General features: G+C 67.5%; 21 protein-coding genes. 14 read left to right on the forward strand and 7 right to left on the reverse strand.

What is annotated here, in order from left to right; translation table 11 throughout:
• Nucleotides 1-83: 83 nt before the first annotated feature.
• Together PVZ77_RS20965 and PVZ77_RS20970 are read left to right on the forward strand one after the other, a co-directional pair.
• The gene (locus tag PVZ77_RS20965; RefSeq protein WP_273809305.1) at nucleotides 84-989 is read left to right on the forward strand and encodes a LysR substrate-binding domain-containing protein; all 906 of its coding nucleotides are present in this window, start codon (nucleotides 84-86) and stop codon (nucleotides 987-989) included.
• A complete protein-coding gene (locus tag PVZ77_RS20970; protein ID WP_273809307.1) occupies nucleotides 986-1,693 on the forward strand; it encodes a GntR family transcriptional regulator in 708 nt (235 codons plus the stop codon). The genes PVZ77_RS20965 and PVZ77_RS20970 overlap by 4 nt, the downstream gene beginning before the upstream one ends.
• 62 nt (nucleotides 1,694-1,755) lie before the next feature.
• Here PVZ77_RS20970 and PVZ77_RS20975 read toward each other — a convergent pair whose 3' ends face one another.
• A complete protein-coding gene (locus PVZ77_RS20975) occupies nucleotides 1,756-2,709 on the reverse strand; it encodes a PDR/VanB family oxidoreductase (RefSeq protein ID WP_273809309.1) in 954 nt (317 codons plus the stop codon).
• A gap of 10 nt (nucleotides 2,710-2,719) precedes the next feature.
• Nucleotides 2,720-3,778, reverse strand: a complete 1,059-nt coding sequence (locus PVZ77_RS20980; RefSeq protein ID WP_273809311.1) for an aromatic ring-hydroxylating dioxygenase subunit alpha — start codon at nucleotides 3,776-3,778, stop codon at nucleotides 2,720-2,722.
• A 266-nt stretch (nucleotides 3,779-4,044) separates the two neighbouring features.
• Here PVZ77_RS20980 and PVZ77_RS20985 point away from each other — a divergent pair, with 266 nt between their 5' ends.
• The 5 genes from PVZ77_RS20985 to PVZ77_RS21005 all read left to right on the forward strand — a co-directional run bounded on the left by PVZ77_RS20985 (nucleotide 4,045) and on the right by PVZ77_RS21005 (nucleotide 11,073).
• Entirely contained in the window at nucleotides 4,045-4,875 is an 831-nt protein-coding gene (locus tag PVZ77_RS20985) for a p-hydroxycinnamoyl CoA hydratase/lyase (protein WP_273809314.1), read from the forward strand.
• A gap of 40 nt (nucleotides 4,876-4,915) precedes the next feature.
• Nucleotides 4,916-6,364, forward strand: coding sequence for an aldehyde dehydrogenase (locus tag PVZ77_RS20990; protein ID WP_273809315.1), 1,449 nt, complete (start codon nucleotides 4,916-4,918; stop codon nucleotides 6,362-6,364).
• Nucleotides 6,365-6,439: 75 nt separating this feature from the next.
• On the forward strand, nucleotides 6,440-8,308 hold the full coding sequence (locus tag PVZ77_RS20995) for a feruloyl-CoA synthase (protein WP_273809317.1): 1,869 nt from the start codon (nucleotides 6,440-6,442) through the stop codon (nucleotides 8,306-8,308).
• Between the two features lie 433 nt (nucleotides 8,309-8,741).
• Nucleotides 8,742-9,662 (forward strand): SMP-30/gluconolactonase/LRE family protein, encoded by a 921-nt coding sequence (locus PVZ77_RS21000; RefSeq protein ID WP_273809319.1) that lies wholly within the window; start codon nucleotides 8,742-8,744, stop codon nucleotides 9,660-9,662.
• Nucleotides 9,663-9,717: 55 nt separating this feature from the next.
• Nucleotides 9,718-11,073: an MFS transporter gene (locus PVZ77_RS21005; RefSeq protein ID WP_273809321.1), complete on the forward strand. Its 1,356-nt coding sequence runs from the start codon at nucleotides 9,718-9,720 to the stop codon at nucleotides 11,071-11,073.
• Between the two features lie 233 nt (nucleotides 11,074-11,306).
• Here the strand turns inward: PVZ77_RS21005 and PVZ77_RS21010 are convergent, their stop codons facing one another.
• Nucleotides 11,307-11,981: an RraA family protein gene (locus PVZ77_RS21010; protein WP_273809323.1), complete on the reverse strand. Its 675-nt coding sequence runs from the start codon at nucleotides 11,979-11,981 to the stop codon at nucleotides 11,307-11,309.
• Nucleotides 11,982-12,193: 212 nt separating this feature from the next.
• Here PVZ77_RS21010 and PVZ77_RS21015 point away from each other — a divergent pair, with 212 nt between their 5' ends.
• The 3 genes from PVZ77_RS21015 (at nucleotide 12,194) to PVZ77_RS21025 (ending at nucleotide 15,561) form a co-directional block, all read left to right on the forward strand.
• Complete coding sequence (locus PVZ77_RS21015) at nucleotides 12,194-13,171, forward strand: hydroxyacid dehydrogenase (protein WP_273809325.1); 978 nt, start codon at nucleotides 12,194-12,196, stop codon at nucleotides 13,169-13,171.
• A gap of 74 nt (nucleotides 13,172-13,245) precedes the next feature.
• On the forward strand, nucleotides 13,246-14,577 hold the full coding sequence (locus PVZ77_RS21020; RefSeq protein ID WP_273809326.1) for an MFS transporter: 1,332 nt from the start codon (nucleotides 13,246-13,248) through the stop codon (nucleotides 14,575-14,577).
• A 51-nt stretch (nucleotides 14,578-14,628) separates the two neighbouring features.
• Nucleotides 14,629-15,561, forward strand: coding sequence for an amidohydrolase family protein (locus PVZ77_RS21025; RefSeq protein ID WP_273809327.1), 933 nt, complete (start codon nucleotides 14,629-14,631; stop codon nucleotides 15,559-15,561).
• Here the strand turns inward: PVZ77_RS21025 and PVZ77_RS21030 are convergent.
• The 3 genes from PVZ77_RS21030 to PVZ77_RS21040 all read right to left on the reverse strand — a co-directional run bounded on the left by PVZ77_RS21030 (nucleotide 15,542) and on the right by PVZ77_RS21040 (nucleotide 18,821).
• Complete coding sequence (locus tag PVZ77_RS21030; RefSeq protein WP_273809328.1) at nucleotides 15,542-16,264, reverse strand: IclR family transcriptional regulator; 723 nt, start codon at nucleotides 16,262-16,264, stop codon at nucleotides 15,542-15,544. The genes PVZ77_RS21025 and PVZ77_RS21030 overlap by 20 nt on opposite strands.
• A gap of 310 nt (nucleotides 16,265-16,574) precedes the next feature.
• Nucleotides 16,575-17,039, reverse strand: a complete 465-nt coding sequence (locus PVZ77_RS21035; protein ID WP_187978910.1) for a MarR family winged helix-turn-helix transcriptional regulator — start codon at nucleotides 17,037-17,039, stop codon at nucleotides 16,575-16,577.
• Between the two features lie 54 nt (nucleotides 17,040-17,093).
• Nucleotides 17,094-18,821 carry a sigma-54-dependent Fis family transcriptional regulator gene (locus PVZ77_RS21040; RefSeq protein WP_273809330.1) on the reverse strand — a complete coding sequence of 576 codons (1,728 nt, stop codon included), beginning with the start codon at nucleotides 18,819-18,821 and terminating at the stop codon, nucleotides 17,094-17,096.
• 226 nt (nucleotides 18,822-19,047) lie between these two features.
• On the opposite strand from PVZ77_RS21040, the gene PVZ77_RS21045 reads away from it, so the two are divergent.
• The 3 genes from PVZ77_RS21045 to PVZ77_RS21055 all read left to right on the forward strand — a co-directional run bounded on the left by PVZ77_RS21045 (nucleotide 19,048) and on the right by PVZ77_RS21055 (nucleotide 22,520).
• Nucleotides 19,048-20,520, forward strand: a complete 1,473-nt coding sequence (locus PVZ77_RS21045; protein ID WP_273809332.1) for a benzaldehyde dehydrogenase — start codon at nucleotides 19,048-19,050, stop codon at nucleotides 20,518-20,520.
• 215 nt (nucleotides 20,521-20,735) lie between these two features.
• A complete protein-coding gene (locus PVZ77_RS21050) occupies nucleotides 20,736-21,503 on the forward strand; it encodes a coniferyl-alcohol dehydrogenase (protein ID WP_273809334.1) in 768 nt (255 codons plus the stop codon).
• A 72-nt stretch (nucleotides 21,504-21,575) separates the two neighbouring features.
• Nucleotides 21,576-22,520 (forward strand): SphA family protein, encoded by a 945-nt coding sequence (locus PVZ77_RS21055; RefSeq protein ID WP_273809335.1) that lies wholly within the window; start codon nucleotides 21,576-21,578, stop codon nucleotides 22,518-22,520.
• 181 nt (nucleotides 22,521-22,701) lie between these two features.
• Here the strand turns inward: PVZ77_RS21055 and PVZ77_RS21060 are convergent, their stop codons facing one another.
• Nucleotides 22,702-23,187, reverse strand: coding sequence for a DUF4124 domain-containing protein (locus PVZ77_RS21060; protein ID WP_273809336.1), 486 nt, complete (start codon nucleotides 23,185-23,187; stop codon nucleotides 22,702-22,704).
• Between the two features lie 442 nt (nucleotides 23,188-23,629).
• On the opposite strand from PVZ77_RS21060, the gene imuA reads away from it, so the two are divergent.
• Nucleotides 23,630-24,244, forward strand: a complete 615-nt coding sequence (imuA, locus tag PVZ77_RS21065; protein ID WP_263258725.1) for a translesion DNA synthesis-associated protein ImuA — start codon at nucleotides 23,630-23,632, stop codon at nucleotides 24,242-24,244.
• Nucleotides 24,245-24,247: the final 3 nt, after the last annotated feature.

Here is a 24,247-nt window from a genome sequence, read left to right on the forward strand (position 1 = left end):
TTTTCTGGCTATAGTGGGCATTCTCACCACAGCGCGGCGGAGCCACAACCGAAGATTCCGCCGCCTATGCCGGAAGATCCTGAATGAATCATCGTCGCCTGACGCCCTCCATGTCGCTGCTGCTGGCCTTCGAGGCGGCGGCGCGCCACGAGAGCTATACCCGGGCGGCCGAGGAGCTGTCGCTGACCCAGAGCGCCGTCGGCCGCCAGGTGCAGGCCTTGGAACAGTTGCTGGGGCTGACGCTGTTTCGCCGCGAGGGCCGGCAGATCGTGCTCACCGACGTGGGCCGCGCCTACAGTCGCGAGCTGGGCCTGGCCCTCGGGCAGATCCGCAGCGCCACCCTGCAGGCCATGGCCTTCGCCTCCGGGCAGGGCACCCTGCGCCTGGCGGTGCTGCCGACCTTTGGTTCCAAGTGGCTGCTGCCGCGCCTGGGCAGCTTCTATACCGCCCACCCCGGGATGCTGGTGCACCTGCATTCACGCATCCAGGCGGTGGACTTCGCCGCCAGCGAGATCGACGCCGCCATCAGCGTCGGCAGCGGCGACTGGCCGGGGCTGCGTGCCCATCCGCTGCAAGCCGAGCAGCTCGTCGTCATTGCCAGCCCGGCGACCCTGGCCGAGTTGCCGGACGCGCGCCCCGCGACCCTGGCCGGTCAGTTGCTGCTCGGGGTGGCCAACAATCCCCAGGCCTGGGGCGAGTGGTTCCGGCATCATGAATTGCCGCACCCGGCCATGCGACCGGGGCCGAGTTTCGAGCTGACCTCGCACCTGATCCAGGCGGTGCGCGCCGGCATCGGCATCGGCCTGGTGCCGCGGGTGCTGGTGGAAGACGAATTGGCCCAGGGCGAGTTGCTGGCCTGTGGACCGGCCCTGGTCAGTCGCCGCAGCTATTACCTGGTCTATCCGCCGCGCAACGAGGGGTTGCCGTCACTGCAGGCCTTTCGTCAGTGGCTGCTGGCCGAGATCAGAGAGGGAGAGGTACAGCCATGAGCAAGCCGGGACAGCGGGTGCTGGCCGCGCTGCGGCAGATGATCCTGTCCGGCGAGCTGGGCGCGGGCGAACGCCTGGCGGAGATCCCCACCGCCGAGCGCTTCGCCGTGTCGCGCATGCCGGTGCGCCTGGCCCTGCGCACCCTGGCCGAGGAAGGTCTGCTGGAGCGCAGCGGCGCCCGCGGCTATCAGGTGCGGGCGCTGACCGGTGCCGATCTGGAGGGCGCGGTGGAAGTGCGCGGGGTGCTGGAAGGCCTGGCCGCGCGCCAGGCCGCCGAGCGCGGCTTGGATGCCGCCACGCGCGCCACGCTGGAAGACTGCCTGCGCCGCGGCGATCTGCTGTTCGCCAAGGGCCATGTGCTGCTGGAGGACCTGGAGGACTACCACGATCTCAACCGGGCCTTTCACCAGGCCATCGTCGCGGCCAGCGGCAATTCGGCCATCGCCCTCGCCCTGGGGCGCCACGAGCATCTGCCCTTCGCCTCGGTGAGCGCCCTGGCGGTGGATGCCGGGAATCTCGAGCGCGAATACCGCCGCTTCAACTTCGCCCACCTGCAGCACCATGCGGTGTTCGACGCCCTGATGCGCGGCCAGGGCGCCAGGGCCGAGGGCATCATGCGCGAGCACGCCCAGGCGACGCTGGGGTATGCACGCTGGTTTGGTGGGGAAGAGGGTGAGGCGGGGGCGCTGCGGGTGCTGGTGTAGGGAGGGCCCTCACCCTGGCCCTCTCCCGAGGGAAGAGGGGAGGTAGGGTGGGCTTGGGGTCGTCAGAGATCCAGCACCAGCCGCTCGCCCTTGGCGCGGGAGCAGCAGGGGGTGAAGCGGTCGTTGGCGGCGTGTTCGGCCGCGGAGAGAAAGAGGTCGCGGTGCTCGGGCTCGCCGGCCAGCACCGGGGTTAGGCAGGTGCCGCAAAGACCCTGGCCACAGGATACCGGCAGGACGACACCCAGGTCCGCCAGAACCTCGACCACGCTGCGTTCGGCCGGTATCCGCACGCGGCGACCGCTGCGCGCCAGCTCCACCTCGAAGGGGCGTTGCTCGCCCTGGGCGGCGGGATCGGCGGCGAAGTATTCCCGATGGATCTGGCCGGGTTGCCAGCCCTGGGCCGCGGCGGCGTCCACCACCGCGGCCATGAAACCGGCCGGCCCGCAGACATAGAGGTGGTCGTCCGGTGCCGCCGGGCCGAGCAGGTGTTGGAAGTTGGGTCGCAGCGCCGGATCGTGCTGGTCGAAGTGCACCCTGACCTGCTCGGCGTAGGGCCGCGCCTTGAGCCAGGGGATGAAGGCCGCGTGTTCGCGGTCGCGTACCAGGTACCTCAGGGTGAAGCGCGCCCCCTGCTGATAGAGCTGTTCGGCCATGGCCAGGAGCGGGGTGATGCCGATGCCGCCGGCCAGCAGCTGGGTGCGGCGCGCGCTCGGCACCAGGGCGAACAGATTGCGGGGTTCGCTGGCCTGCAGGCGATCGCCCACCTGCAGTCGATGCATGGCCTGGGAGCCGCCGCGGGAGTCGGGGACGAGCAGCACGGCGATGCGATAGCGGATCGGTACCGGTTCCGGTGCGGTACAGAGCGAGTAGTGGCGCACCAGGCCATCGCCCAGGGTGATCTCCAGATGGGCGCCGGCGCTGAAGCCGGGGAGGGGGCCGCCGTCGGCGCGGGCCAGGTCGAAGGCCAGGATGGTAGGGGCCTCGCGCTGCACGGCGGTGACGATCAGATCGAGCATGAGAGATCTCCTAGGCGATCTGCCGGACCGGGATGCCGGTGGCGGCCTGTTCGGCGGCCAGCAGGCGGTCGATGATCTGCCGCGACTGCACGCCGCCGGCATCGATGTTGAGCTTGAGCAGGCCGCGCTCGGGATAGCGCAGCAGGTTCTGCTGCTGGCGTTCGAGCATCTCCAGGTCTTCGCCGAAGATCTTGCCCTGGCCTTCGCGGATGCTGGCGGTGAGCTCGGCATCGTCCGGCTTGAAGTTGCGCGCCATGCCCCAGAAGTACCAGATGGAGGTCTCGGTCTCGGGGGTGATGAAGTCCACCACCACGCTGGCGGCCTTGACCGCCGCCGGCGCGTCGTAGCCGCCATGGCCGGCATGGGCCACGCCCACCTCGATCATCACGTGGCTGGGTGGGGTGAACCGGCAGATCTGCCAGCGATCCACCGGGACGTCGTCGGCCAGGCCATTGCCGCGCAGGGCCATGCGCCAGAAGGGCGGGGCGGAGATGTTTTCCATGTGCCGGCTGGTGATGACCTCGTCACCGGCGACGCGGGTGGCCGGCGGCGCCTCGTCGATCTCCTTCTGGCCGATGCTGGAGGCGTGGACATAGGTCTCGTGGGTGAGATCCATGAGGTTGTCGATCATCAGCCGGTAGTCGCACTGGATGTGATAGAGGCCGCCGCCATAGGCCCAGTCGGGGCTCTCGGCCCATTCCAGGTGGGGGATCAGCGCCGCATCGGCCTTGGCCTGGTCGCCCGGCCAGACCCAGATGAAGCCGTGGCGCTCGACGGCGGCATAGGGGCGTACCGCGGGAAAGACGCCGACCCGCTGCCCCGGCATGCCCAGGGTCTTGCCACCGCAACCCATCTCCAGGCCGTGATAGCCGCAGACCAGGGTGCCGTCGCGGACGAAGCCCAGGGACAGCGGCGCACCGCGGTGCGGGCAGAAGTCTTCCAGGGCCACCACCTGGCCATTGGCATCACGATAGAAGACCAGGGGTTCGCCACAGATCTGGCGACCCAGGGGCTTGTCCTGCACTTCGTCGGGGGTACAGGCGACGTACCAGGCGTTCTTCGGGTACATGAGCGGAACCTCTTGTTGTTGTCTATTGGATCCAATGGTTATGACGGTTAACCATTCCTGTCAACGGCATTCGCCGTACGAGGCCTGTCTCAGGACGAATGGCGTTACCGATGTTGCACCCTATGCCGCTCGATTGGATCCTATCTGCCCGGGCGCCCCTGTCGTTCACCCGCCTCGTTCATAGCCAGGAAATTAGTTAATTGACGTAACTAATTTCCTGGCGTAGCTTCAGCTCCATACCCACCCGACAACAAGAGGCACACGCCATGGGCAGTTACGACGGACGCTGGCAGACGGTCAAAGTGGACATCGAGGACGGTATCGCCTGGGTGACGCTCAATCGTCCCGAAAAACGCAATGCCATGAGTCCCACCCTCAACCGCGAGATGGTCGAGGTGCTGGAGACCCTGGAGCAGGACGCCAGTGCCGGCGTGCTGGTGCTGACCGGTGCCGGCGATGCCTGGACCGCGGGCATGGACCTCAAGGAGTACTTCCGCGAGACCGACGCCGGCCCCGAGATCCTGCAGGAAAAGATTCGCCGCGAAGCCTCCCAGTGGCAGTGGAAGCTCCTGCGCATGTACGCCAAGCCGACCATCGCCATGGTCAACGGCTGGTGCTTTGGCGGCGGCTTCAGCCCGCTGGTGGCCTGCGACCTGGCCATCACCGCCGACGAGGCCACCTTCGGCCTGTCCGAGATCAACTGGGGCATTCCTCCGGGCAACCTGGTGAGCAAGGCCCTGGCCGATACCGTGGGCCATCGCACCGCCCTCTACTATGTGATGACCGGCAAGACCTTCACCGGTCCCGAGGCCGCAGTCATGGGCCTGGTCAACCAGAGCGTGCCGCGCGACCAGTTGCGCGAGGTGACCACCGCCCTGGCCCGCGAGCTGCTGGACAAGAATCCGGTGGTGCTGCGTGCCGCCAAGGTCGGCTTCAAGCGCTGCCGCGAACTCACCTGGGAGCAGAACGAGGACTACCTCTATGCCAAGCTCGACCAGTCGCGCCTGCAGGATCCGGAAGGCGGTCGCGAGCAGGGCATGAAGCAGTTCCTCGACGACAAGAGCATCAAGCCTGGGCTGCAGACCTACAAGCGCTAGATCGCCACCGCCCCCACGCACAACAACAAGAGGTAGCGTCATGGTCGAGGTATCCCTGCTCATCGGCGGCGCCAGCCGTCCGGCCGGCGACGGTCGCAGCTATCAGCGTTGCCACCCGGTGACCGGCGCGGTGGTCTCCACCGTGGCCGCCGCCACCCTGGACGATGCCGACGCCGCGGTGGCCGCGGCCCAGGCCGCCTTTCCCGCCTGGTCTGCGTTGCCGCCGGGCGAGCGCCGCCGGCGCCTGCTGGCTGCAGCCGATGGTCTGGCCGCGCGCAGTAGCGAATTCGTCGCCCTCGCCGGGGAGACCGGGGCCATGGCCAACTGGTACGGTTTCAACGTCCACCTGGCCGCCAACATGCTGCGCGAGGCGGCGGCCATGACCACCCAGATCCAGGGCGAGGTCATACCTTCCGATGTGCCCGGCAGCTTCGCCATGGCGCTGCGCCAGCCCTGCGGCGTGGTGCTGGGCATCGCGCCCTGGAACGCGCCGGTGATCCTGGGCACCCGCGCCCTGGCCATGCCCCTCGCCTGTGGCAACACCGTGGTGCTCAAGGCATCCGAACAAAGTCCTGGCGTGCACCGGCTGATCGGCCAGGTGCTGCAGGACGCCGGGCTGGGCGACGGTGTGGTCAACGTCGTCACCAATGCTCCGGAGGATGCCCCGGCCATCGTCGAACGGCTGATCGCCAACCCGGCGGTGCGGCGGGTCAACTTCACCGGCTCCACCCGCGTGGGTCGCATCGTCGGCGAGCTGGCGGCGCGCCACCTCAAGCCGGCGGTACTGGAACTGGGCGGCAAGGCGCCGCTGCTGGTGCTGGAGGATGCCGACCTGGACGCCGCCGTGGCGGCTGCAGCCTTTGGTGCCTACTTCAACCAGGGGCAGATCTGCATGTCCACCGAGCGCCTGCTGGTGGACAGCCGCATCGCCGACGCCTTCGTCGAGCGCCTGGCGGCCAAGGTGCGCACCCTCAAGGCCGGTGATCCGAGTGCAGCCGATTCGGTGCTGGGCTCGCTGATCGACGCCAGCGCCGGTACCCGCATCAAGGCGCTGATCGACGACGCTGTGGGCAAGGGCGCTCGCCTGGTCTGTGGTGGCGAACTCGACGGCAGCATCCTGCAACCGACTTTGCTGGATGGCGTCACCGCCGAGATGAAGCTCTATGCCGAGGAGTCCTTCGGACCGGTTGCCGTGGTGATTCGCGCCGAGGGCGACGAAGCCCTGCTGCGCCTGGCCAACGATTCCGAATTCGGCCTCTCGTCCGCCATCTTCAGCCGCGACACCGCCCGTGCCCTGGCGCTGGCGCAACGGGTGGAGAGCGGTATCTGCCACATCAACGGCCCGACGGTGCACGACGAGGCGCAGATGCCTTTCGGCGGCGTCAAGTCGAGCGGCTACGGCAGCTTCGGCTCGCGGGCTTCCATCGAGCATTTCACCCAGTTGCGCTGGGTGACGCTGCAGACGGGGCCACGCCACTACCCCATCTAGCGTCCGCCGTACCTAGCTCCTGTCGCGATAACAATAAGAGGCGCCTCCGGGCGCCAGCCCAGAGGAGAATTCAAGGTGAGTCACGTCACGCAAACCCGCGCGCCCGCCGATCAGCCGCTGCGCTATCGCCCGGTGACCCTGGGACAACCCGGCGTCACCGTGGAGGAGCGGGGTGGACTGCTCTACATGGCCTCCCAGGAAGCCCTGACCCCGCCGCCGCCGCGACTGCTGGACCGGCTGTTGCACTGGGCCGCGGTGGCACCGGACCGCACCTTCTTCGCCGCGCGAGAGGCCGGCGGCGCCTGGCGCGAATTTTCCTATGGCGAGATGCTGCACCGGGTTCGCCAACTGGCCGCCGCGCTGCTGGAATTCGGCCTCTGTGCCGAGCGCCCGCTGGCGATTCTCTCCGGCAACGACCCGGAGCACCTGCAACTGGCCATGGCGGCGCTCTATGCCGGCATTCCCTTCTGCCCGGTGTCGCCCGGCTATGCGCTGCTGTCCCAGGACCACGCCAAGCTGCGCCATGTCTGCGGCCTGCTACAGCCGGGGCTGGTGTTCGTCAGCGATGGCCCGGCCTTCCAGAAGGCGCTGGACGCCGTGCTGCCCGCCGACGTCCCGGTGATCGCGACCCGCGGTCAGGTACAGGGTCGCAGCAGCCTGGCCTTCGCGGCGCTGCTCGCCCGCGGTGAACTGGCCGCCGCCGAGCGCGCCTTTGCCGCGACCGGGCCGGACAGCATCGCCAAGTTTCTCTTCACCTCCGGCTCCACCAAGCTGCCCAAGGCGGTGACCACCACCCAGCGCATGCTCTGCGCCAACCAGCAGATGCTGTTGCAGACCTTTCCGGTGTTCGGCGAAGAGCCGCCGGTGCTGGTGGACTGGTTGCCCTGGAACCACACCTTTGGTGGCAGTCACAACCTGGGGATCGTGCTCTACAACGGCGGCACCTTCTATCTCGACGAAGGCAAGCCGACACCCCAGGGCCTCGGCGAGACCCTGCGCAATCTGCGTGAGGTGTCGCCCACCGCCTACCTGACGGTCCCGCGCGGCTGGGAAGAGCTGGCTAATGCCCTGGAGCGCGACGCCGAGTTGCGCGAGCGCTTCTTCGCCCGCATGCGGCTGTTCTTCTTTGCCGCGGCGGGGCTGTCGCAAAGCGTCTGGGATCGCCTGGATCGCATCGCCGAGGCCCATTGCGGCGAACGCATCCGCATGATGGCCGGCCTGGGCATGACCGAGGCCTCGCCCAGTTGCACCTTCACCACCGGACCGCTGTCAGTGGCCGGCTACGTCGGGGTGCCGGCGCCGGGGTGCGAACTCAAGCTGGTGCCGGTGGACGGCAAGCTGGAAGGGCGTTTCCGCGGCCCGCACATCATGCCCGGCTACTGGCGCGATACCGCCCAGACCGCCGCCTGCTTCGACGAGGAAGGCTTCTACTGCTCGGGCGATGCGCTCAAGCTGGTCGATTCGGCCAATCCGCAACTGGGCCTGATGTTCGACGGCCGTATCGCCGAGGACTTCAAGCTCTCGTCCGGGGTCTTCGTCAGCGTCGGTCCCCTGCGCAATCGCGCGGTACTGGAGGGCACGCCACTGGTGCAGGACGTGGTGGTGGCGGCGCCGGATCGCGAGTGTCTCGGACTGCTGGTCTTTCCGCGCCTGGCGGACTGCCGGCAACTGGCCGGGCTCGACGACGGCGTCGATGCCGTCACGGTGCTGGCCAGCGCCCCGGTGCAGGACTGGTTCGCCGCCTGGCTCAAGCGCCTCAATCGCGAGGCCTCGGGCAACGCTAGCCGCCTGGAATGGATCGCCCTGCAGGAGGAGCCGCCATCCGCCGACCGCGGCGAGATCACCGACAAGGGCTCACTCAACCAGCGCAGCGTCCTGACCCATCGCGCCGAGCGGCTGGACGCCTGCTATCAGGGAACGGCGCCGCTGTTGATCAGGGCGTGAGGCGCAGCGCCGGGATCAGGGTGCCCGGTGCAATGCCGGCCATCCCGGTCCTGGTGGCCCGCTTCGGCACCCCGTTGCCATCCTCGCACTCCCGGCTGCAGAGACGCCTGGCGCCCGGGAGGGCGTCGGGCGTTTTCCTGTTCGTCTGTCGCTGAACCAGGCGCCAGTCGCTCGCTGCATCCCTGTCTTGCTTCCCAGTAGCCGCTGACCGGACCTGGCTTTCCAGGTAGCTGGCCGCGTGCTGGCCCGTCAACCGGGTCTTTCCAGGGTTTCGTTCTGATTTCAGATTATGACTCTGTAATTTCCGCAAGGAATACAGGCTGCCAGGGCTTGCATTTGGCTATTCATGCTTTATTTTGAAATAGCGTTTCATAAATACAAGGGCAATCCCCCTCCGCTAGCCGGCCTACGTCGCCGCCAAAGGTCTCTGTGCATGAGCTTCTTCACTGCGCCTCCGACGCTGGAAACTGCTGTCTTCACCCGTCTGCCCGAACGTTATCGCCAGCCACGGCGTACCGCCTGGGCCGATGCCAACCGCCAGGGCCGCGCCATCGATTCCTTCCTGGAAGGACCGTCCTTCGATCGCCAGGGCAATCTCTACGTCACCGACATTCCTAATGGGCGCATCTTCCGCATCGATCCCCAGGGCGAGTGGGAGCTGGTCTGCGAATACGACGGCTGGCCCAACGGCTTGAAGATCCACCGCGACGGACGCATCTTCATCGCCGACTACAAGCGCGGCATCCTGCTGCTCGATCCGCTGCGCGGCGAGGTGGAAACGCTGCTGGGTAGCGCCGGCTCGGAGGGCTTCAAGGGCGTCAACGACCTGGTGTTCTCGCCTGCCGGTGATCTCTATTTCACCGACCAGGGGCAGACCGGTCTGCAGGATGCCAGCGGCCGGGTCTATCGACTGGGTGCCGATGGCCAGCTCAGCTGCCTGCTGGCGACGGTGCCCAGCCCCAACGGCATCGTCTTCGATCCGCGACTCAACCACCTGCTGGTGGCGGTGACCCGGGCGCAGCAGATCTGGCGTATCCCGCTGGGCAACGGCCCGCTGGTCGGCAAGGTCGGCGTCTTCGCCCAGCTGCATGGCGGCCTGGGCGGACCGGACGGCCTGGCGCTGGACGAGCAGAGCAATCTCTACATCGCCCATACCGGTTTCGGTTCGGTCTGGCAGCTCTCGCCGGTGGCCGAGCCGCTGGCCCGGTTGAAATCCTGCGCCGGCATCAGCAACACCAACCTGGCCTTTGGCGGTCCCGAAGGACGCAGCCTGTTCATCACCGAATCCGAGACCGGCAGCATCCTGCGCGCGGAGGCTCCGGTACGCGGCCTGCCGCTGTTTTCCCATCTCTGACCGGCGCTGCGGCGTCTCGCGCTTTACCCCACAACAACTACAAGAGAGGTTACCCATGAGCCAGACCCGTCCGGGCGAGCAGCCGCCCCTGACCGATGCCGAAGGCGAACAGCTCCTGCGGCGCGCCCTGTGGCGCATCCTGCCGTTCATCTTCGCCTGCTATGTGGTCAGCTACCTGGACCGCACCAATGTCGGCTTCGCCGCCATCAGCATGAACCAGGACCTTGGCCTCACCGCGACGATGTTCGGCTGGGCGGCGGGCCTGTTCTTCTTCGGCTACTTCCTGTTCGAAGTGCCGAGCAACCTGCTGTTGCAGCGCTTCGGCGCGCGGGTCTGGATCGCGCGGATCATGATCAGCTGGGGCCTGATCTCCATGGCCACGGCCTTCGCCACCGGGCCGGTCAGCTTCAGCATCCTGCGCTTCCTGCTGGGAGTGGCCGAGGCCGGTTTCACCCCGGGGGTCTACCTCTATTTCACCTACTGGTTTCCCGGCAAATGGCGCGCCAAGGCCACGGCGGCCTTCCTGCTGGGCATTCCCACCGCCAACATCATCGGCTCGCCGCTGTCGGGGATGCTGCTGGACGTGCACGATTTCATGGGGCTGAGGAACTGGCAATTCCTGCTGGTGGCGGAGGCCCTGCCGGCGGTGCTGCTCGGTATTCTCTGTCTGTTCGTGCTGGTGGATACGCCGGCCAAGGCGCGCTGGCTGTCGACCCGCGAGCGCACCTGGCTGATCGAACGCCTGGCCCGCGAGCAGCGCGAGATCGGTGCCACCCACGGTTCCACGCTGCGCCACGCCTTCACCAACTCGAGGGTGTTCATGCTGGCCGCCATCAACTTCTGCGGCATCGTCGGCTCCGTGGGGATCGGCATCTGGATGCCGCAGATCATCAAGAGCCTGGGCATGCAGAACACCACCGTGGGCCTGGTGGCGACCATTCCCTATGTGCTCGGCGCGGTGGCCATGACGCTCTGGGCGCGCCAGGCCAACCAGAGTGCCCAGCGGCTGCCCTATGTGGCCGGTGCCCTGGCGCTTGCCGCGCTGGGCCTGGTGGGCGCCGCGCTCTCGGCCGATCCGCTGCTGCGCATGACCTGCCTGAGCGTGGCGGTGGCGAGCATCCTGTCCTTCCAGGCGACCTTCTGGGCCATTCCCTCCACCTTCCTGACCGGTCGGGCCGCGGCAGGGGGACTGGCGCTGATCGTCTCCATCGGCAACCTGGGTGGCTTCGTCGGGCCCTTCGCCATCGGCCTGGTCAAGGATGCCACCCAGAGTTTCTCCGGGCCCTTCTATGTGGTGGCCTCGGTCTTGGCGCTGGGGGTCGTGCTGATGCTCTGGCTGGGTGATCCGAGTCGGCGGGTACCGGTGAAGCCGCTGGGCGCGACGGGCCTGGAAGGGGTAGGTCGTACCTGAGGCGAAAGGTTCTGGAGGAAAGAGGCGGCCTCGGCCGCCTCTTTCCTTTACAGGTCCCGTTGGTTGCACCTGCGCCAGACGCGAAGACTGGAGAAAGGCAGCGGGATGCATCTACCGGCAGCGGTCGGAAAGTACGGAGTCATTACCGGATTGATTTGCCGGGAGGCCTGGCAGAGGGTATCTCCATGAAAAAGGCAGCCAAGGGCTGCCTTTTTCATGCCGGCAAGAGGTTGCTAGGGCAGGGCGCAGCCCTTCTTCCTGAGCGATTCCAGGACCCAGCTGCGGTCGTTGGTACCTTCGGCGATCTGCCGCATCTGCTTTTCTTCGGCGGCGTGCTTGGCGGCGGCGCGGTCATAGACCTCGGCAACATGATCGTAGGGCACGCAGAGCAGGCCGTCGTCATCGCCGATGATCAGATCGCCCGGCTCGATGACCATGCCATCAAGGGCGATGGGTACGTTTATCTCGCCGGGGCCGTCCTTGTACGGACCGCGATGGGAGATGCCGGCGGCGAACAGCGGGAAGTCACTCGCGCCGATGTTGGCGGCATCGCGGATGGCGCCATTGATGACGATGCCGGCGACCCCACGCTTGACCGCATAGGCCACCATCATCTCGCCGATCAGGGCATTGCTCAGGTCGCCGCCGGCATCCACCACGATCACGTCACCCGGTTCGGCGATGTTCAGGGCGTAGTGCAGCATGAGGTTGTCGCCCGGACGCGCCTTGACGGTCAGGGCGGGGCCGGCGAGCACGCCCTGGCGATGCATGGGGCGCAGGCGAGAGCCGCCAGCGGTCATGCGGTGCATGGAGTCGCTGACGTTGGCGACCGGGATGTCGCGGTAACGCGCGACCCAGTCGGCCGCGACCTTGCGTTGGGCAGTGAGCACTCTGAAGCCGATGGTCATGGGCATTTCTCTTGTGGGAATTGTGGGATGCCGCCACGTATTGGTTGGCTATTTTCAGAATTGCATTTCGTTTTTAAGGTTTCAAGTCCTTTGATCGGGTCTTTTTAGGGGCATAAATATAAAATTTGCAATGCCATTTCATTATGCTAGGTTCTGAGGCAGATCGCTCGCCTTAGGCGCTGCGCCCGTTCATAACAACAAGGGGTACTTCGATGACCCGCAAGATCTTGCTCACCGGTCCGGCACTGGCTTCCGAAGCCATGGCCCTGGCCGCCGCCCATGACGTTCAGGTCATCCCGACCGAGCCCTACATGCCCCATGACGACCTGCTCGCCCTGATCCGCCAGGAGCAGCCTGACGCCATCATCGTCCGCCAGGGCAAGCTGACCCGGCCCATGATCGAGGCGTCAGCCAGGCTGGCGATCATCGCCAAGCACGGCGTGGGCTACGACACCATCGACCTGCAGGCGGCCGCCGATCGAAACATTCCGGTCACCATCGCCCTGGGCGCCAACGCCCAGTCGGTGGCCGAGCACGCCTTCGCCCTGATGTTCAGCGTCGCGCGGCAGACCCCCTGGCTGAATGCGCGGATGCACGCCGGCCACTGGGACAAGGCCCAGGCCAATGGCACCGAGCTGTTCGGCAAGACCCTGGGTCTGGTCGGGCTGGGCGCCATCGGCAGCGTGCTGATGGACCTGGTGGCGCCGCTGCGGATGCAGGTGCGGGTCTATGATCCCTATCTCAAGAACCTGCCCGTGCGCGATCATGTGCAGCGTGAAGAGAGCTTCGACAATCTGCTGGCCGAGTGCGATGTCATCAGCCTGCATTGCCCCCTGACCGAGGCCAATCGCCACCTGTTCGGCGCCGCCCAGTTCGCCCGCATGCGCCCCGGCAGCCTGCTGATCAACACCGCCCGTGGCGAGCTGATCGATACCCAGGCGCTGGTAACGGCGCTGCGTGAAGGCCAGATCGGCGGCGCCGGTCTGGATACCTTCCATCCCGAACCGCCGCCGGCGGACAGCGACCTCTGGGGGCTCGCCAACCTGGTGGCCACGCCGCACGTCGGCGCCAACACCACCGAGGCTCGGGACCGGGTCGGCCTGGTAGCGGTGCAGCAGGTGCTCGATTGCTGGCACGGCAAGACGGTGGAGTCGCGCGCGGTGGTCAATCGCCACCTGACGGCCGCCTAAGCGCGGCGGCGACGGGGCGGCCCCACCAGGCTGCCTGCCACGCTATCTCCACAACAATAAGACGGAGAGCTCTCATGACTACCCCGACGCCCCCGGTCAGCGAACTGGAACGCGCGACCATGCGCCGCGTTGCCTGGCGCATCCTCCCATTCCTGATGGTTTGCTACCTCATCGCCATCATCGATCGCGGCAACATCGGCATGGCCTCGCTGCAGATGAACAAGGATCTCGGCCTGACGCCGGCGATCTTCGGCTTCGCCAGCAGCCTGTTCTTCTTTTCCTATTTCCTGGTCGAGGTGCCGAGCAACCTGGCGCTGCAGCGCTTCGGCGCGCGGATCTGGATCGCCCGGATCATGATCACCTGGGGGCTGATCTCGGCCGGTACCGCCTTCGTCCAGGGTGCCAATTCGCTGTACGTGATGCGCTTCCTGCTGGGCGCCGCGGAAGCCGGCTTCTTTCCCGGGGTGCTGCTGTATCTCACCTACTGGCTGCCGTCCAACTACCGGGCGCGCATGGTCGCCCTTTTCATGGTGGCGATACCGGGGGCGAATTTCCTCGGTTCGCCGCTCTCCGGTTTGCTGCTGAGCCTGGACGGCTGGCTGGGCATCCGTGGCTGGCACTGGCTGTTCATCCTGGAAGGCATCCCGGCGGTGCTGCTGGGCATCGCCTGCCTGTTCGTGCTCACTGACCGCCCGGAGCAGGCCAAATGGCTGAGCGACGAGCAGCGCAACTGGCTGACGCTCAGGCTGGCCGAGGAGCGCGGTCGCAAGACCAGCATCGGCCATATCTCCCTGTGGCAACTGCTCAAGCACAAGGATATCTGGGTGATGGCGCTGATCTACTCGGGCGCCTCAGCGGCCGGCAGCACCATGAGCGTCTGGGCGCCGCAACTGCTCAAGTCCTTTGGCCTGTCCAACCTGGAAGTCGGCCTCACCAATGCCATTCCCTATGGCCTGGCCTCCGTGGCGATGGTCCTCTGGGGCCGCAGCTCGGATCGCACCGGCGAGCGTCGCTGGCATACCTCGCTCACCATGCTGTTGATCGCCGTGGGCCTGCTGGCGGGCATGTTCACCTCGTCGCTGGCGTCCACGGTGATCCTGCTGAGCTTGGTGCTGATCGGTGCCTATTCGATGAAGGGGCCGTTCTGGGCACTCGCCTCGGGCTGGCTGTCGTCGTCCACCGCCGCAGCCGGTCTGGCCGCCATCGGTGCCCTGGCCAACCTCATCGGTGGCGGGGTAATGGTCAACGTCTACGGTGCCATCCACGGCGCCACCCACAGCCATGCCCTGGCCGTGCTGCCGCTGGCCACCCTGTGCGCCATCAGCGGTCTGCTGGTGCTGATCATGGGTCGCAAGGCCATGCGCGCCAAGGCCGAAGCCCAGAGCGTAGCGACCAACGCCGGCTAGCACCGGTCACGGCCGGCCCGCTCGGTCGGCCGTCCCTTCGAGGAATCCTCCATGACCTTCAATCGTCGGCGCTTCCTGCAAGCGAGCGCCCAGACGGGTGCCGCCCTGTGCCTGTTCGACGCCCTGGGCGTCCAGGCCGCTACCCCCTTTTCCAGTATCCAGACGGCGCCCCGGCTCAAGCCACCGGCCGGCAGCGTCGACTGCCACATGCACCTCTACGACGACCGCTACCCAGCGGCGCCGGGCGCCAAGCTGCTCCCGCCCAATGCCTCCCTGGAGGATTATCACCAGCTGCAGGCCCTGCTGGGGCTGCAGCGAATGGTGATCGTAACGCCGTCCACCTATGGCACCGACAATGGCTGCCTGCTCGACGGTCTGGCGCGTAGCGGTGGCCAGGCCCGGGGCGTGGCGGTGATCGACCGAAGCATCACCGAGGCCGAGTTGCAGGACCTGCACAAGGCCGGGGTGCGCGGCATCCGCTTCAACCTCAGCTACGGCGGCACCGACCTGGCCGATCTGGAGCCCCTGGCCGCACGGGTCGACGAGCTGGGCTGGAACGTCCAGGTGGTCGCTCCGGGTAATCAGCTGCTGGAGCTGGAGAGTCGCCTGCAACGTCTGCCGGCGCGACTGGTGATCGACCACCTCGGCCATGTGCCCCAGCCGGAAGGCGTGCAGTCGCTGGCCTTCGCCGTGTTGGGACGGCTGCTGGACGGTGGCCGTACCTGGGTCAAGCTGTCGGGGCCCTACATCAGGTCGCGCAGTGGTCCGCCGGACTATGCCGACGTCGGCGCCGTGGCGCGGGAGCTGGTACGGCGCCATCCCGAACGACTGCTGTGGGGCAGCGACTGGCCACACCCCACGGTGGCGGCCGGCAACAAGCCGGACGACGGACATATCTTCGACCTGCTGGCCGACTGGGCACCCGACGCAAGGGTGCGTACCGCCATCCTGCGCGACAATCCGGTCAGTCTGTACGACTTATGACGGTCGAGCCGTAGAGCGGCTTGCCGCCCAGGCTGCGAGTCAGCTCGTCGGCGATGGCGCTCAGTATGCCGTGCAGGGCGCGGGCGCGTTCCTGGGTAAGGCGGTTGGCCGGACCGGAGATGACCAGGGCGCCGAGCAGCTCTTCCTGGGCGCCATAGATCGGCAAGGCCAGGGACGCGGCATGGGGATCGGTGGCGCCACGGGAGTAGAAGGGCGTCAGGCCGGCCCTGGCCACCAGATAGGGCGTCTGCAGGGCCTGGGCACTGGCCGCCTCGTCCATGGGGCGCATGTCGCCGGGTTGCAGGTGCAGCCGCAGGCTATGGGGCGAATTCACCCGGTACTGGCAGAGGCGATAGGCGCCGTGGCGCACATAGAAGGAGGCGGTCTCGCCGCTCTCTTCGGTCAGCTGATGCAGGCGCGGCATGATGTGGCGCTCCACATCGTGGGCGTCCTGGTAGATGGCGTTCAGTCGTACCACTTCGCTGGCCAGCATGTAGCGACCGTCGGCGAGGCGGGTGACCAGGCCAAAGGTCTCCAGCGAGACCAGCAGGCGCATGATGGTGCTCTTGATCAGCCCGGTGCGGGTGGTCAGCTCGGCGAGACTCAGGGCCGAATCGCCGATGCGAAAGGCGGTGAGCACGGTCAGGACGCGGTCGGCGGAGGCGACGCCGGCAACTTCCGGGCGTGGACGAGGGGTATTCAACCTGGATGTCTCCTGAGCGGATGGGGAGCCGCATTATCCGCGAGCGGACCGGAGGCGCCTAGGGTCAGGTTGACCCTCACTCCGGCCCTCGCCATGAGCGAGAGGGGGAGGTTGGGTGTAGTTGGGCTTCCGTAGGTTGCGGCTGAGCGCAGCGAAGCCCAACGGGGCGGTGCCTCGGGCGCTGCCGGTGTCCCTCACCCCGGCCCTCTCCCCAAAGGAGAGGGGGCGGTTGGGTGTAGGTTGGATTTCGTAGGTTGCGGTTGAGCGCAGCGAAGCCCAACAGGGAGCACCGCTATCCGCCCACGGCCCTTCAGCCCAACTCCCCATTGAGCTTGCGCAGCAGGCGCAGCAGCTCGGCCCGCTCGGCATCTTCCAGCGGCGCGCTGGCGGCGCGGTCGCTGGCGGCGGCGCGTTCCTTGAGTTCACCGACCAGGGCACGGCCCTGCTCGGTGAGGTGCAGGGCGTAGGCGCGACGATCCTGGGTGCCGCGCACCCGCTCGGCCAGGCCCTGGCGTTCCAGCTTGTTCAGCAGCAGCACCAGTTGCGGCGGCTCGATGGCCAGGCGCCGGGCCAGGTCGGCCTGCATCAGGCCGGGTTCCTGCTCGAGGATCACCAGGGCAGTGAACTGTGCGGGGCGCAGGTCGTAGGCGGCCAGGCTGTCCACCAGGTGCTGGAACATCTTCATCTGGGCGCGGCGCAGGGCATAGCCTACGGCGGTGTCCAGCCAGGGGGTGGCGGCAGGGTCCAGGGGCGTGGCGTCGTCGGGGGAACTCATCGGCGGGAAGGGCTTCCGTCGGAGATGGCGAGAGGAGGGTATCGAGGGGGCATTCTAGTCCAGATCCTGACGTGCGCGGCGATGGCGATAGGCGAACTGGGCACGACTCAGGCCCAGCAGTCGCGACGCGGCGGCCATGTTCCCCTCGCTGCGCGCCAGGGCTTCGTCGAGCAGCTCGGCTTCCAGCTGTCTCAGGTGCAGCGGGCGTTGGCCGTCCACGCCTAGGCGCTCCAGCCAGCTGGCTGTCTGCGGCGCTGGTTCCAGGAGGTCGGCCGGCAACGGCTCGCCACGAAACAGGTGGGGCAGGTCGATGAGTTCGCCCGGATCGCTGGCAATCACTCCGCGCTCCACCAGATTCTGCAATTCCCGCACGTTGCCGGGAAAGTCGTAGCGCAGCAGCGCCTTGAGGGCGCGCATGGTCAGGCCCACCGGCGGGCGTTCATAGGCGGCGCAAAAGCGCCGTAGGAACAGATCCACCAGCAGGGGCACGTCGTCGCGGCGGTCCCGCAACGGCGGGATGCCGATGGGATAGACGTTGAGCCGATAGAAGAGATCTTCGCGGAAATCGCCGCGGCGTACCGCGTCGCGCAGGTCCAGATTGGTGGCGGCGATCACCCTGACGTCCACCCTGAGGGTACGACTGCCGCCGACCCGTTCGATCTCGCGCTCCTGGAGCGCGCGCAGCAGCTTGCCCTGGCCGGGCAGACTCAGGCAGGCGATCTCGTCGAGGAACAGGGTGCCGCCCTGGGCGCGCTCGAAGCGCCCAGCGCGGGACTGGTTGGCGCCGGTGTAGGCACCGCGCTCCACGCCGAACAATTCGGCTTCGATGAGATTCTCGGGAATGGCCGCGCAGTTGAGGGCGACGAAGGGGCCGTCGGCGCGGCGACTGAGGCGGTGCAGGTGGCTGGCGAACAATTCCTTGCCCACCCCGGATTCACCGGTGAGCAGCACCGTGGCCGGGGTCGGGGCGACCCGCTGCAGGGCCTGGAAGGCGCTGTTGAAGGCCGCCGAGGCGCCCACCAGCGGTTGCTGGCCGTCGGCGGCGTTGGGCAGGGGCGCGGGCTGGCGCTCCGTGGCGGCTGTCTCGGGAGCGCCGTCGCCAGCGGCATTGAGATAGCGCAGGTCTTCTGCCACGTCGGGCCAGCGTTCGGCATTGCGGCCTTCGACCCGGCAGACGTGGTGGCCCATGGCACGGCATTCCACCTCGCGAAAGATCACCAGGCGGCCGAACAGGCTGCTGACGTAGCCGATCGCATAGCCGATCTCCATCCAGCAGGCCGGATCGCTGCCCTGACCGTGGGCGATCTGGTGCTCGTCGCATTCAGCCGAGTGATGCCAGAGAAATTCGCCGCCATAACGCCCCTGGTCGACATCGAATTCGAAATGCAGCGGCTCGACCCGCACCAGACCTTCCAGGCCATGCAGGCGGGTGCCGGCGGCGAAGATGGCCGCAGCGTCGGCCTGGGGCCAGCGCTTGCGCACCAGTTCGGCGTCCCTTACCCCGGAAAGATAGCCCACCCGGGTCAGCAGACCGCGGGCGCGCTCCTGACCCAGGGCGCCGATCAACTCGCGCCGCAGGGCACCAAAGGATGAGGCGTGCACCAGCAGCATGCGCTGGTCATTGAGCCAGATGCGGCCATCGCCGGGCGAGAAGAACAGGCACTCGGCCAGTTCCGCCTGGGTCGGGCTGGCGCTGCCATCCCAGGCGGCACTGTCGCCCCGGTGCAGGCCCGGCGCGACCTGCTGTAAGGCGTTGAGGGACAGGCGTTCGGACAGTGCCATCAGCGGACTCCCGGAAGAACTGCGCAAATGCGCAATCGAGAGAATGGTTATACCTCATAACTTTATCTTTTGAGCAAGACGTTTGCCGGATGAGCCTGGTGCACAGGCTCGCGCGCGATAGCAAGCCATTGATTGTGTTGCTCTTTTCGATGTCGGCCCAACCTGGGCACAGCCCTTGCTGTCTTGCCTGTGCCCACCGCGGCCCGATAACAACAAGGAGAAGGCTATGAGCAGACCATCCACGCCGTTCCTGGACGGCGCACCCTGGCGCGAGCGGATTTTTGATGGCGACTGGATCGCCGCCCAGGGCGGCCTCCTGGAGGTCACCGAGCCCGCCACCGGCCAGCCCCTGCACCGCACCGGCCTGGCCAGTGTCGCCGACATCGACCAGGCCTGCGCCAAGGCGGCCCAGGCGCAACCGGCCTGGGCCGGCTGGACCGCCCGGCAGAAGGCCGGGCTGTTCCTGGCCGCCGCCGCGCACCTGGAAATGAATCGCGCCGAACTGGCCCCCCTGATCGCCCGGGAGACCGGCGGCATCCTGCCCAAGGCCGAGCTGGAATTGCGCGAAGCCGGGGTCATCCTGCAGCAGGTCGCCGGTCAGTTGCTGCAGCCCCATGGCGTGGTCCTGCCCAGCGAGCGCGGGGCGCTGTCCTATGCCCGCCGCCTGCCCCATGGCGTGGTGGGGGTGATCTCGCCCTTCAATTTTCCCCTGATCCTCTCCTTGCGCGCCGTGGCGCCGGCGCTGGCCTGCGGCAATGCCGTGGTGCTCAAGCCGGATCACCAGACGCCGGTGAGCGGCGGTATCCTGATCGCCCGGCTGTTCGAGGCCATCGGCCTGCCCAAGGGCGTGCTGCAGGTGCTGCCCGGTCGCGCCGAGGCCGGGGCGGCGCTCTGCGCCCATCCCCAGGTGCGGATGATCGCCTTTACCGGCTCGACCCAGGCCGGGCGCCAGGTGGCGGAAAGCGCCGGGCGCCACCTGAAGAAGGTGGCCCTGGAGCTGGGCGGCAAGAATCCGCTGATTGTGCTCGACGACGCCGATCTCGACCGCGCCGTCGGTTGCGCCGCCTGGGGCAGCTTCCTGCACCAGGGCCAGATCTGCATGGCCACCGGCCTGATCCTGGTGCACCAGCGCCTCGCCGCCGCCTTCACCGAACGTCTGGTCGCCCGCGCCGCCGCCCTGCGCCTGGGTGATCCGCTGGAACCCACGACCCAGCTGGGTCCGCTGATCAACGCCCGGCAGCTGCAACGGGTACGGGGTATCGTCACCGACAGCCTCGCCGCCGGTGCCCGGCTGGAGCAGGGCGGCCGGCACGAAGGGCTGTTCTATGCCCCGACCGTACTGAGCGGTGTCCGTCCCGGCATGCGCGCCTTCGACGAAGAGATCTTTGGTCCGGTGGCCAGCGTGGTGACCTTCGCCAGCGAGGCCGAGGCCGTCGACCTGGCCAATCGCACCCCCTACGGCCTGGCGGCCGGCGTGCTCTCCGGCTCCCTGGCCCGCGCCCGCGCCCTGGGTGAACGCCTGGAGTGCGGAATGCTGCACCTCAACGACCAGACGGTGAACGACGAGGTGGTCAATCCCTTCGGCGGGCGTGGCCAGTCCGGCAATGGCGGCAGTGTCGGCGGCCTGTGCAACTGGGACGACTACAGCCAGTGGCAGTGGGTGACCGAGCATAGCGAGCCGCCACGCTATCCCTTCTGAGAGCCTGCTCAAAGGCTGCTGCGCGTCGGCCAAACCGCGTTGAACACGACCTGGGTCGCCAGTCCGATCGGAATGCTCATTTACCACTCGTAAACCCGAGCGCGGGTCCGATCCGCTTCCTCAGCCATGTTCGCCTTGTCTGGCTCTAGCTCGCGAGCCTTTGAACAGGCTCCAAGCCCCTGTTTCACCCCCAATAACAACAAGAGGAAAATCCCATGACCCTGTATGGCAAGACCCTGGTCGTCACTGGCGTGGCCTCTGGCATCGGCGCCGAACTGGCGCGTCTGGCGCGCTTTCAGGGCGCCTATGTGATAGGCGTCGACCGCAACCAGCCCCAGCTCAGCCTGGACGACTTCCACCAGGCCGACCTGGGCGATCCCGACAGCATCGCCGCCCTGGTCAGCCGCCTGCCGGAGCGCCTGCACGGTCTGTGCAATATCGCCGGGGTGCCGGGCACGGCGCCCCGGGAGGCAGTGGCGCAAGTCAACTATCTCGGCCTGCGCCTGCTCAGCCAGCAACTGGTCGCGCGGCTGGGGCAGGGAGGCGCCATCGTCAACGTCGCCTCCATCCTCGGCGCCGAATGGCCACAGCGCCTGGAGCAGCATCGCGCGCTGGCGCAGATCGTTGACTTCGTCCAGGCCCAGGCCTGGCTGGAAGCTCATCCGGTGGACCAGGCCACCTGCTACCAGTACTTCAAGGAAGCGCTCATCGTCTGGAGCTTCGTGCAGTCCCAGACCTGGTTTCGCGAATTCGGCGTGCGGCTGAATTGCGTGGCGCCCGGGCCGGTATTCACCCCCATCCTCGGCGACTTCGTCAGCATGCTCGGCGAAGAGCGCGTCGCCCGCGACAGCCAGCGCATGCCACGCCCGGCGCTGGCCGACGAGGTGGCTGCGGCCATTGCTTTCCTCTGCAGCGATGCCTCGCGCTGGATAAACGGCGTCAACCTGCCGGTGGATGGCGGTCTCGCCGCCAGTTACGTCTGACCCGGATCGCCGCGCCTGCCCGGGTGCGGTGATCGCGTTTTCCCACAACAAGAACAACTCCAGGACGACGTCATGCGCACACGTTTCGGATTCTGTCTGCTGGCCGCGGCCAGTCTCGCCTCCACCCTGGCCCAGGCCTACGATCTGCCCGGTCTCAATCTCGGCTCCACCAGCTTCTATGACGGCGCGCCGGCGCCGGATGGCCCCGGCTGGTACTGGGAGGAGTACCTGATCTATGGCAAGACCAGCCGCTTCAACGACCAGGACGGCCGCAAGCTGCCCTTGCCCAAGCAGGAGCTGACCACCTTCGCCCCGGTCAGCCAGATCATCTATGTCGGCCAGCCCCTGGCCAATGGCGCCATGCCCGGCTTCACCGCCATCCTGCCCTGGCTGGCCCACGCCGATGTCGATGACGGACTCGGCGGCCAGGCGCTGAGCGCCCGCGAAGGGGTCGGGGACCTGACCCTGGGCGCCTTCCTGCAATTGCCCACCACCACCCGCCCCGATGGCGGACCGCGCTGGGCACAGCGCATCGAGGCCGAGATCGTCGCCCCCATCGGTCGCTACGACCGCGACCGGGCGATCAATCCGGGCAGCAACTTCTGGTCCTTCAATCCCTACTACGCCACCACCTACTGGCTGACGCCGCAGTGGTCGGTCACCGGGCGCTTCTGGTACCTGTGGAATGGCAAGAACGACCAGCCGCTACGCAGCTTTGGCGAGGTGTCCGACACCCAGGCCGGCCAGGCGCTGCACGCCAACTTCGCCACCCAGTACGCGCTGAACGACCGGCTCAGCGTCGGCCTGAGCGGCTACTGGCTCCGGCAGATCACCGACACCCAGGTGGACGGCCATGACGTCAGCGGGCGGCGGGAAAAGGTCTGGGCCTGGGGCCCGGGTTTCACCTACGCCTTTTCCCGGGAGAACCTGGTCACCGTCAACAGCTACTTCGAGCAGGACGCCGAGAACCGCACCGAGGGGCGCAAGTTCGTCGTCAACTTCCTGCACAAGCTCTAGTGTGGTGTTTCAGACGTTCGCGCAAGAATTGGCGAGTGATTTTTTGACGGTTCGGCGCTCCGACTTGGGCTAGTCGCCGCGACGAGTCATAGCAGGGCTATGGCGAGGAGTGGCAACGCCACTCAAGCCGAAAAAGCGCCGCTAAAATTGTGCAGTTAACGTCTGAAACACCACACTGGCGCTAGCGATCGATGGGGATGCCCCGGTTCGGCGGCGGTGGAGGCGCCGGCGGCTGGGGTTGCTGGGCCTGGGGATGGGGCACCATGTGCCAGGTCTCGTTGCGTGGCCGGCGGTCGATGTAGACCGGCACCGGCTGGTAGATGATGCCGGAGCCGCGCACCTCGGTTTCCTGCCGCGAACTGGAAGAGGACGAAGAGCCGCCGACCACGGTGACGTCGTCGACCGGACGCTGGCGGCTGGAAGCGGGGGCGGGTACCACGGTGACCTCGCGCGGCGCACTGACCGGCGGAGGCGTGGCGGGCCTGGGCGGCGGCGTGAAGCCGTTGCTGTCGGGCAGGCTCTGCAGCGGAATGGTGGTGATCTGACTATTCGTCGGGCAGGCGCCTTGGGTATAGGTCGTCCGGCCCTGGTCGTCCACGCACTTGTAGACATCCTGAGCGGCCACGACGCCACTGGCGAGCAGCAGGCCATAGAGCAGCGAACGCATGATGAGGCCCTCCGGGCACTCGAAGTGTCATCAGCAGGATACAAGATGCCTGCCGCGGCTCCCAGTGGCGGCGCGCACCCGGGATGGATCCGGTGGCTGGACGACCGACGTCGGCGCAAGGACCCTGCGACCGTGCCGATGGCTGCCAAGCGTCTTCGTGTTCCTCATCCTGCGGGCATCCAGCGCCTCCTGGCCCACCCTCGAGTGCGTTGCCGGATGCCCGGCGCTACAGGTCAGTTGACAGCCTTATCGCCTCCGCCATGCCCTTGAACAATGGCGGTTGCCTGCGGCGTTGGTCGGCGACGTGATCTGGATCCGGGTGGCCCCCTTCATCGACCCAGACAGCGGTTCGACTTGACCCCGATGCGAATCGCCTCTAATACTGTATGCATATACAGATAGAGGCGATGGCCATGGACAACACCCCTGCAGGTCTGGCGGCATGAGCGGCGGCGCCAGCCTGGCCCGGCTGTTCGAGGAGCGGCGCCTGTGGAAGGGGCAGACCAGTCCCGAAGCCCGGCGCAGTGGTCAGCCCACCGGGGTCGCTGCCCTGGATGCCCATCTGCCTGGCGCCGGCTGGCCCGAGGCGGCCCTCACCGAATTGCTGCTCGCCGGCCCCGGCCATGGCGAGTTGCGGCTGCTCTGGCCGACCCTGGCCCGCCTGAGTCAGGCCGCCGAGCGCATCGCCCTGATCGCGCCGCCGCTGTTGCCCTATCCCCTGGCCTGGCAGGCGGCCGGCGTGGCGCTGGACTCCCTGGTGGTGATCCGCGCCCAGGGCGCCGAGGTGCTCTGGGCCGCCGAGCAATGCCTGCGTTCGGGTTGCTTTGGCGCGGTGCTCTGCTGGCCCGAGCGCGCCGATGATCGCCAGTTGCGCCGGTTGCAGGTCGCCGCCGAGAGCGGTCGTACCCTGGCCTTCGCCCTGCGTCCGGCCGCGGCCCTGGACAATCCCTCGCCAGCGGCCTTGCGCCTGGAACTCCGGGCCCCCCTGGAACGGCTGCACATCCGCAAATGTCGGGGCGGGCAACCCGGCGTGCTCGATCTGGCCGGCGGCGCTTGAGCT

Origin of the sequence: Pseudomonas sp. SHLD1, from assembly GCF_028640935.1 — a bacterium.
Taxonomy (GTDB): domain Bacteria; phylum Pseudomonadota; class Gammaproteobacteria; order Pseudomonadales; family Pseudomonadaceae; genus Chryseomonas; species Chryseomonas aestiva.

Excerpts from the sequence above, each read along its gene's own strand:
- PVZ77_RS20965 (WP_273809305.1), top strand. The coding sequence starts at position 84 with ATGAATCATCGTCGCCTGACGCCCTCCATGTCGCTGCTGCTGGCCTTC.
- PVZ77_RS20970 (WP_273809307.1), top strand. The coding sequence starts at position 986 with ATGAGCAAGCCGGGACAGCGGGTGCTGGCCGCGCTGCGGCAGATGATC.
- PVZ77_RS20975 (WP_273809309.1), bottom strand. The coding sequence starts at position 2,709 with ATGCTCGATCTGATCGTCACCGCCGTGCAGCGCGAGGCCCCTACCATC.
- PVZ77_RS20980 (WP_273809311.1), bottom strand. The coding sequence starts at position 3,778 with ATGTACCCGAAGAACGCCTGGTACGTCGCCTGTACCCCCGACGAAGTG.
- PVZ77_RS20985 (WP_273809314.1), top strand. The coding sequence starts at position 4,045 with ATGGGCAGTTACGACGGACGCTGGCAGACGGTCAAAGTGGACATCGAG.
- PVZ77_RS20990 (WP_273809315.1), top strand. The coding sequence starts at position 4,916 with ATGGTCGAGGTATCCCTGCTCATCGGCGGCGCCAGCCGTCCGGCCGGC.
- PVZ77_RS21000 (WP_273809319.1), top strand. The coding sequence starts at position 8,742 with ATGAGCTTCTTCACTGCGCCTCCGACGCTGGAAACTGCTGTCTTCACC.
- PVZ77_RS21005 (WP_273809321.1), top strand. The coding sequence starts at position 9,718 with ATGAGCCAGACCCGTCCGGGCGAGCAGCCGCCCCTGACCGATGCCGAA.
- PVZ77_RS21010 (WP_273809323.1), bottom strand. The coding sequence starts at position 11,981 with ATGACCATCGGCTTCAGAGTGCTCACTGCCCAACGCAAGGTCGCGGCC.
- PVZ77_RS21015 (WP_273809325.1), top strand. The coding sequence starts at position 12,194 with ATGACCCGCAAGATCTTGCTCACCGGTCCGGCACTGGCTTCCGAAGCC.
- PVZ77_RS21020 (WP_273809326.1), top strand. The coding sequence starts at position 13,246 with ATGACTACCCCGACGCCCCCGGTCAGCGAACTGGAACGCGCGACCATG.
- PVZ77_RS21025 (WP_273809327.1), top strand. The coding sequence starts at position 14,629 with ATGACCTTCAATCGTCGGCGCTTCCTGCAAGCGAGCGCCCAGACGGGT.
- PVZ77_RS21035 (WP_187978910.1), bottom strand. The coding sequence starts at position 17,039 with ATGAGTTCCCCCGACGACGCCACGCCCCTGGACCCTGCCGCCACCCCC.
- PVZ77_RS21040 (WP_273809330.1), bottom strand. The coding sequence starts at position 18,821 with ATGGCACTGTCCGAACGCCTGTCCCTCAACGCCTTACAGCAGGTCGCG.
- PVZ77_RS21045 (WP_273809332.1), top strand. The coding sequence starts at position 19,048 with ATGAGCAGACCATCCACGCCGTTCCTGGACGGCGCACCCTGGCGCGAG.
- PVZ77_RS21050 (WP_273809334.1), top strand. The coding sequence starts at position 20,736 with ATGACCCTGTATGGCAAGACCCTGGTCGTCACTGGCGTGGCCTCTGGC.
- PVZ77_RS21055 (WP_273809335.1), top strand. The coding sequence starts at position 21,576 with ATGCGCACACGTTTCGGATTCTGTCTGCTGGCCGCGGCCAGTCTCGCC.
- PVZ77_RS21060 (WP_273809336.1), bottom strand. The coding sequence starts at position 23,187 with ATGCGTTCGCTGCTCTATGGCCTGCTGCTCGCCAGTGGCGTCGTGGCC.
- imuA (WP_263258725.1), top strand. The coding sequence starts at position 23,630 with ATGAGCGGCGGCGCCAGCCTGGCCCGGCTGTTCGAGGAGCGGCGCCTG.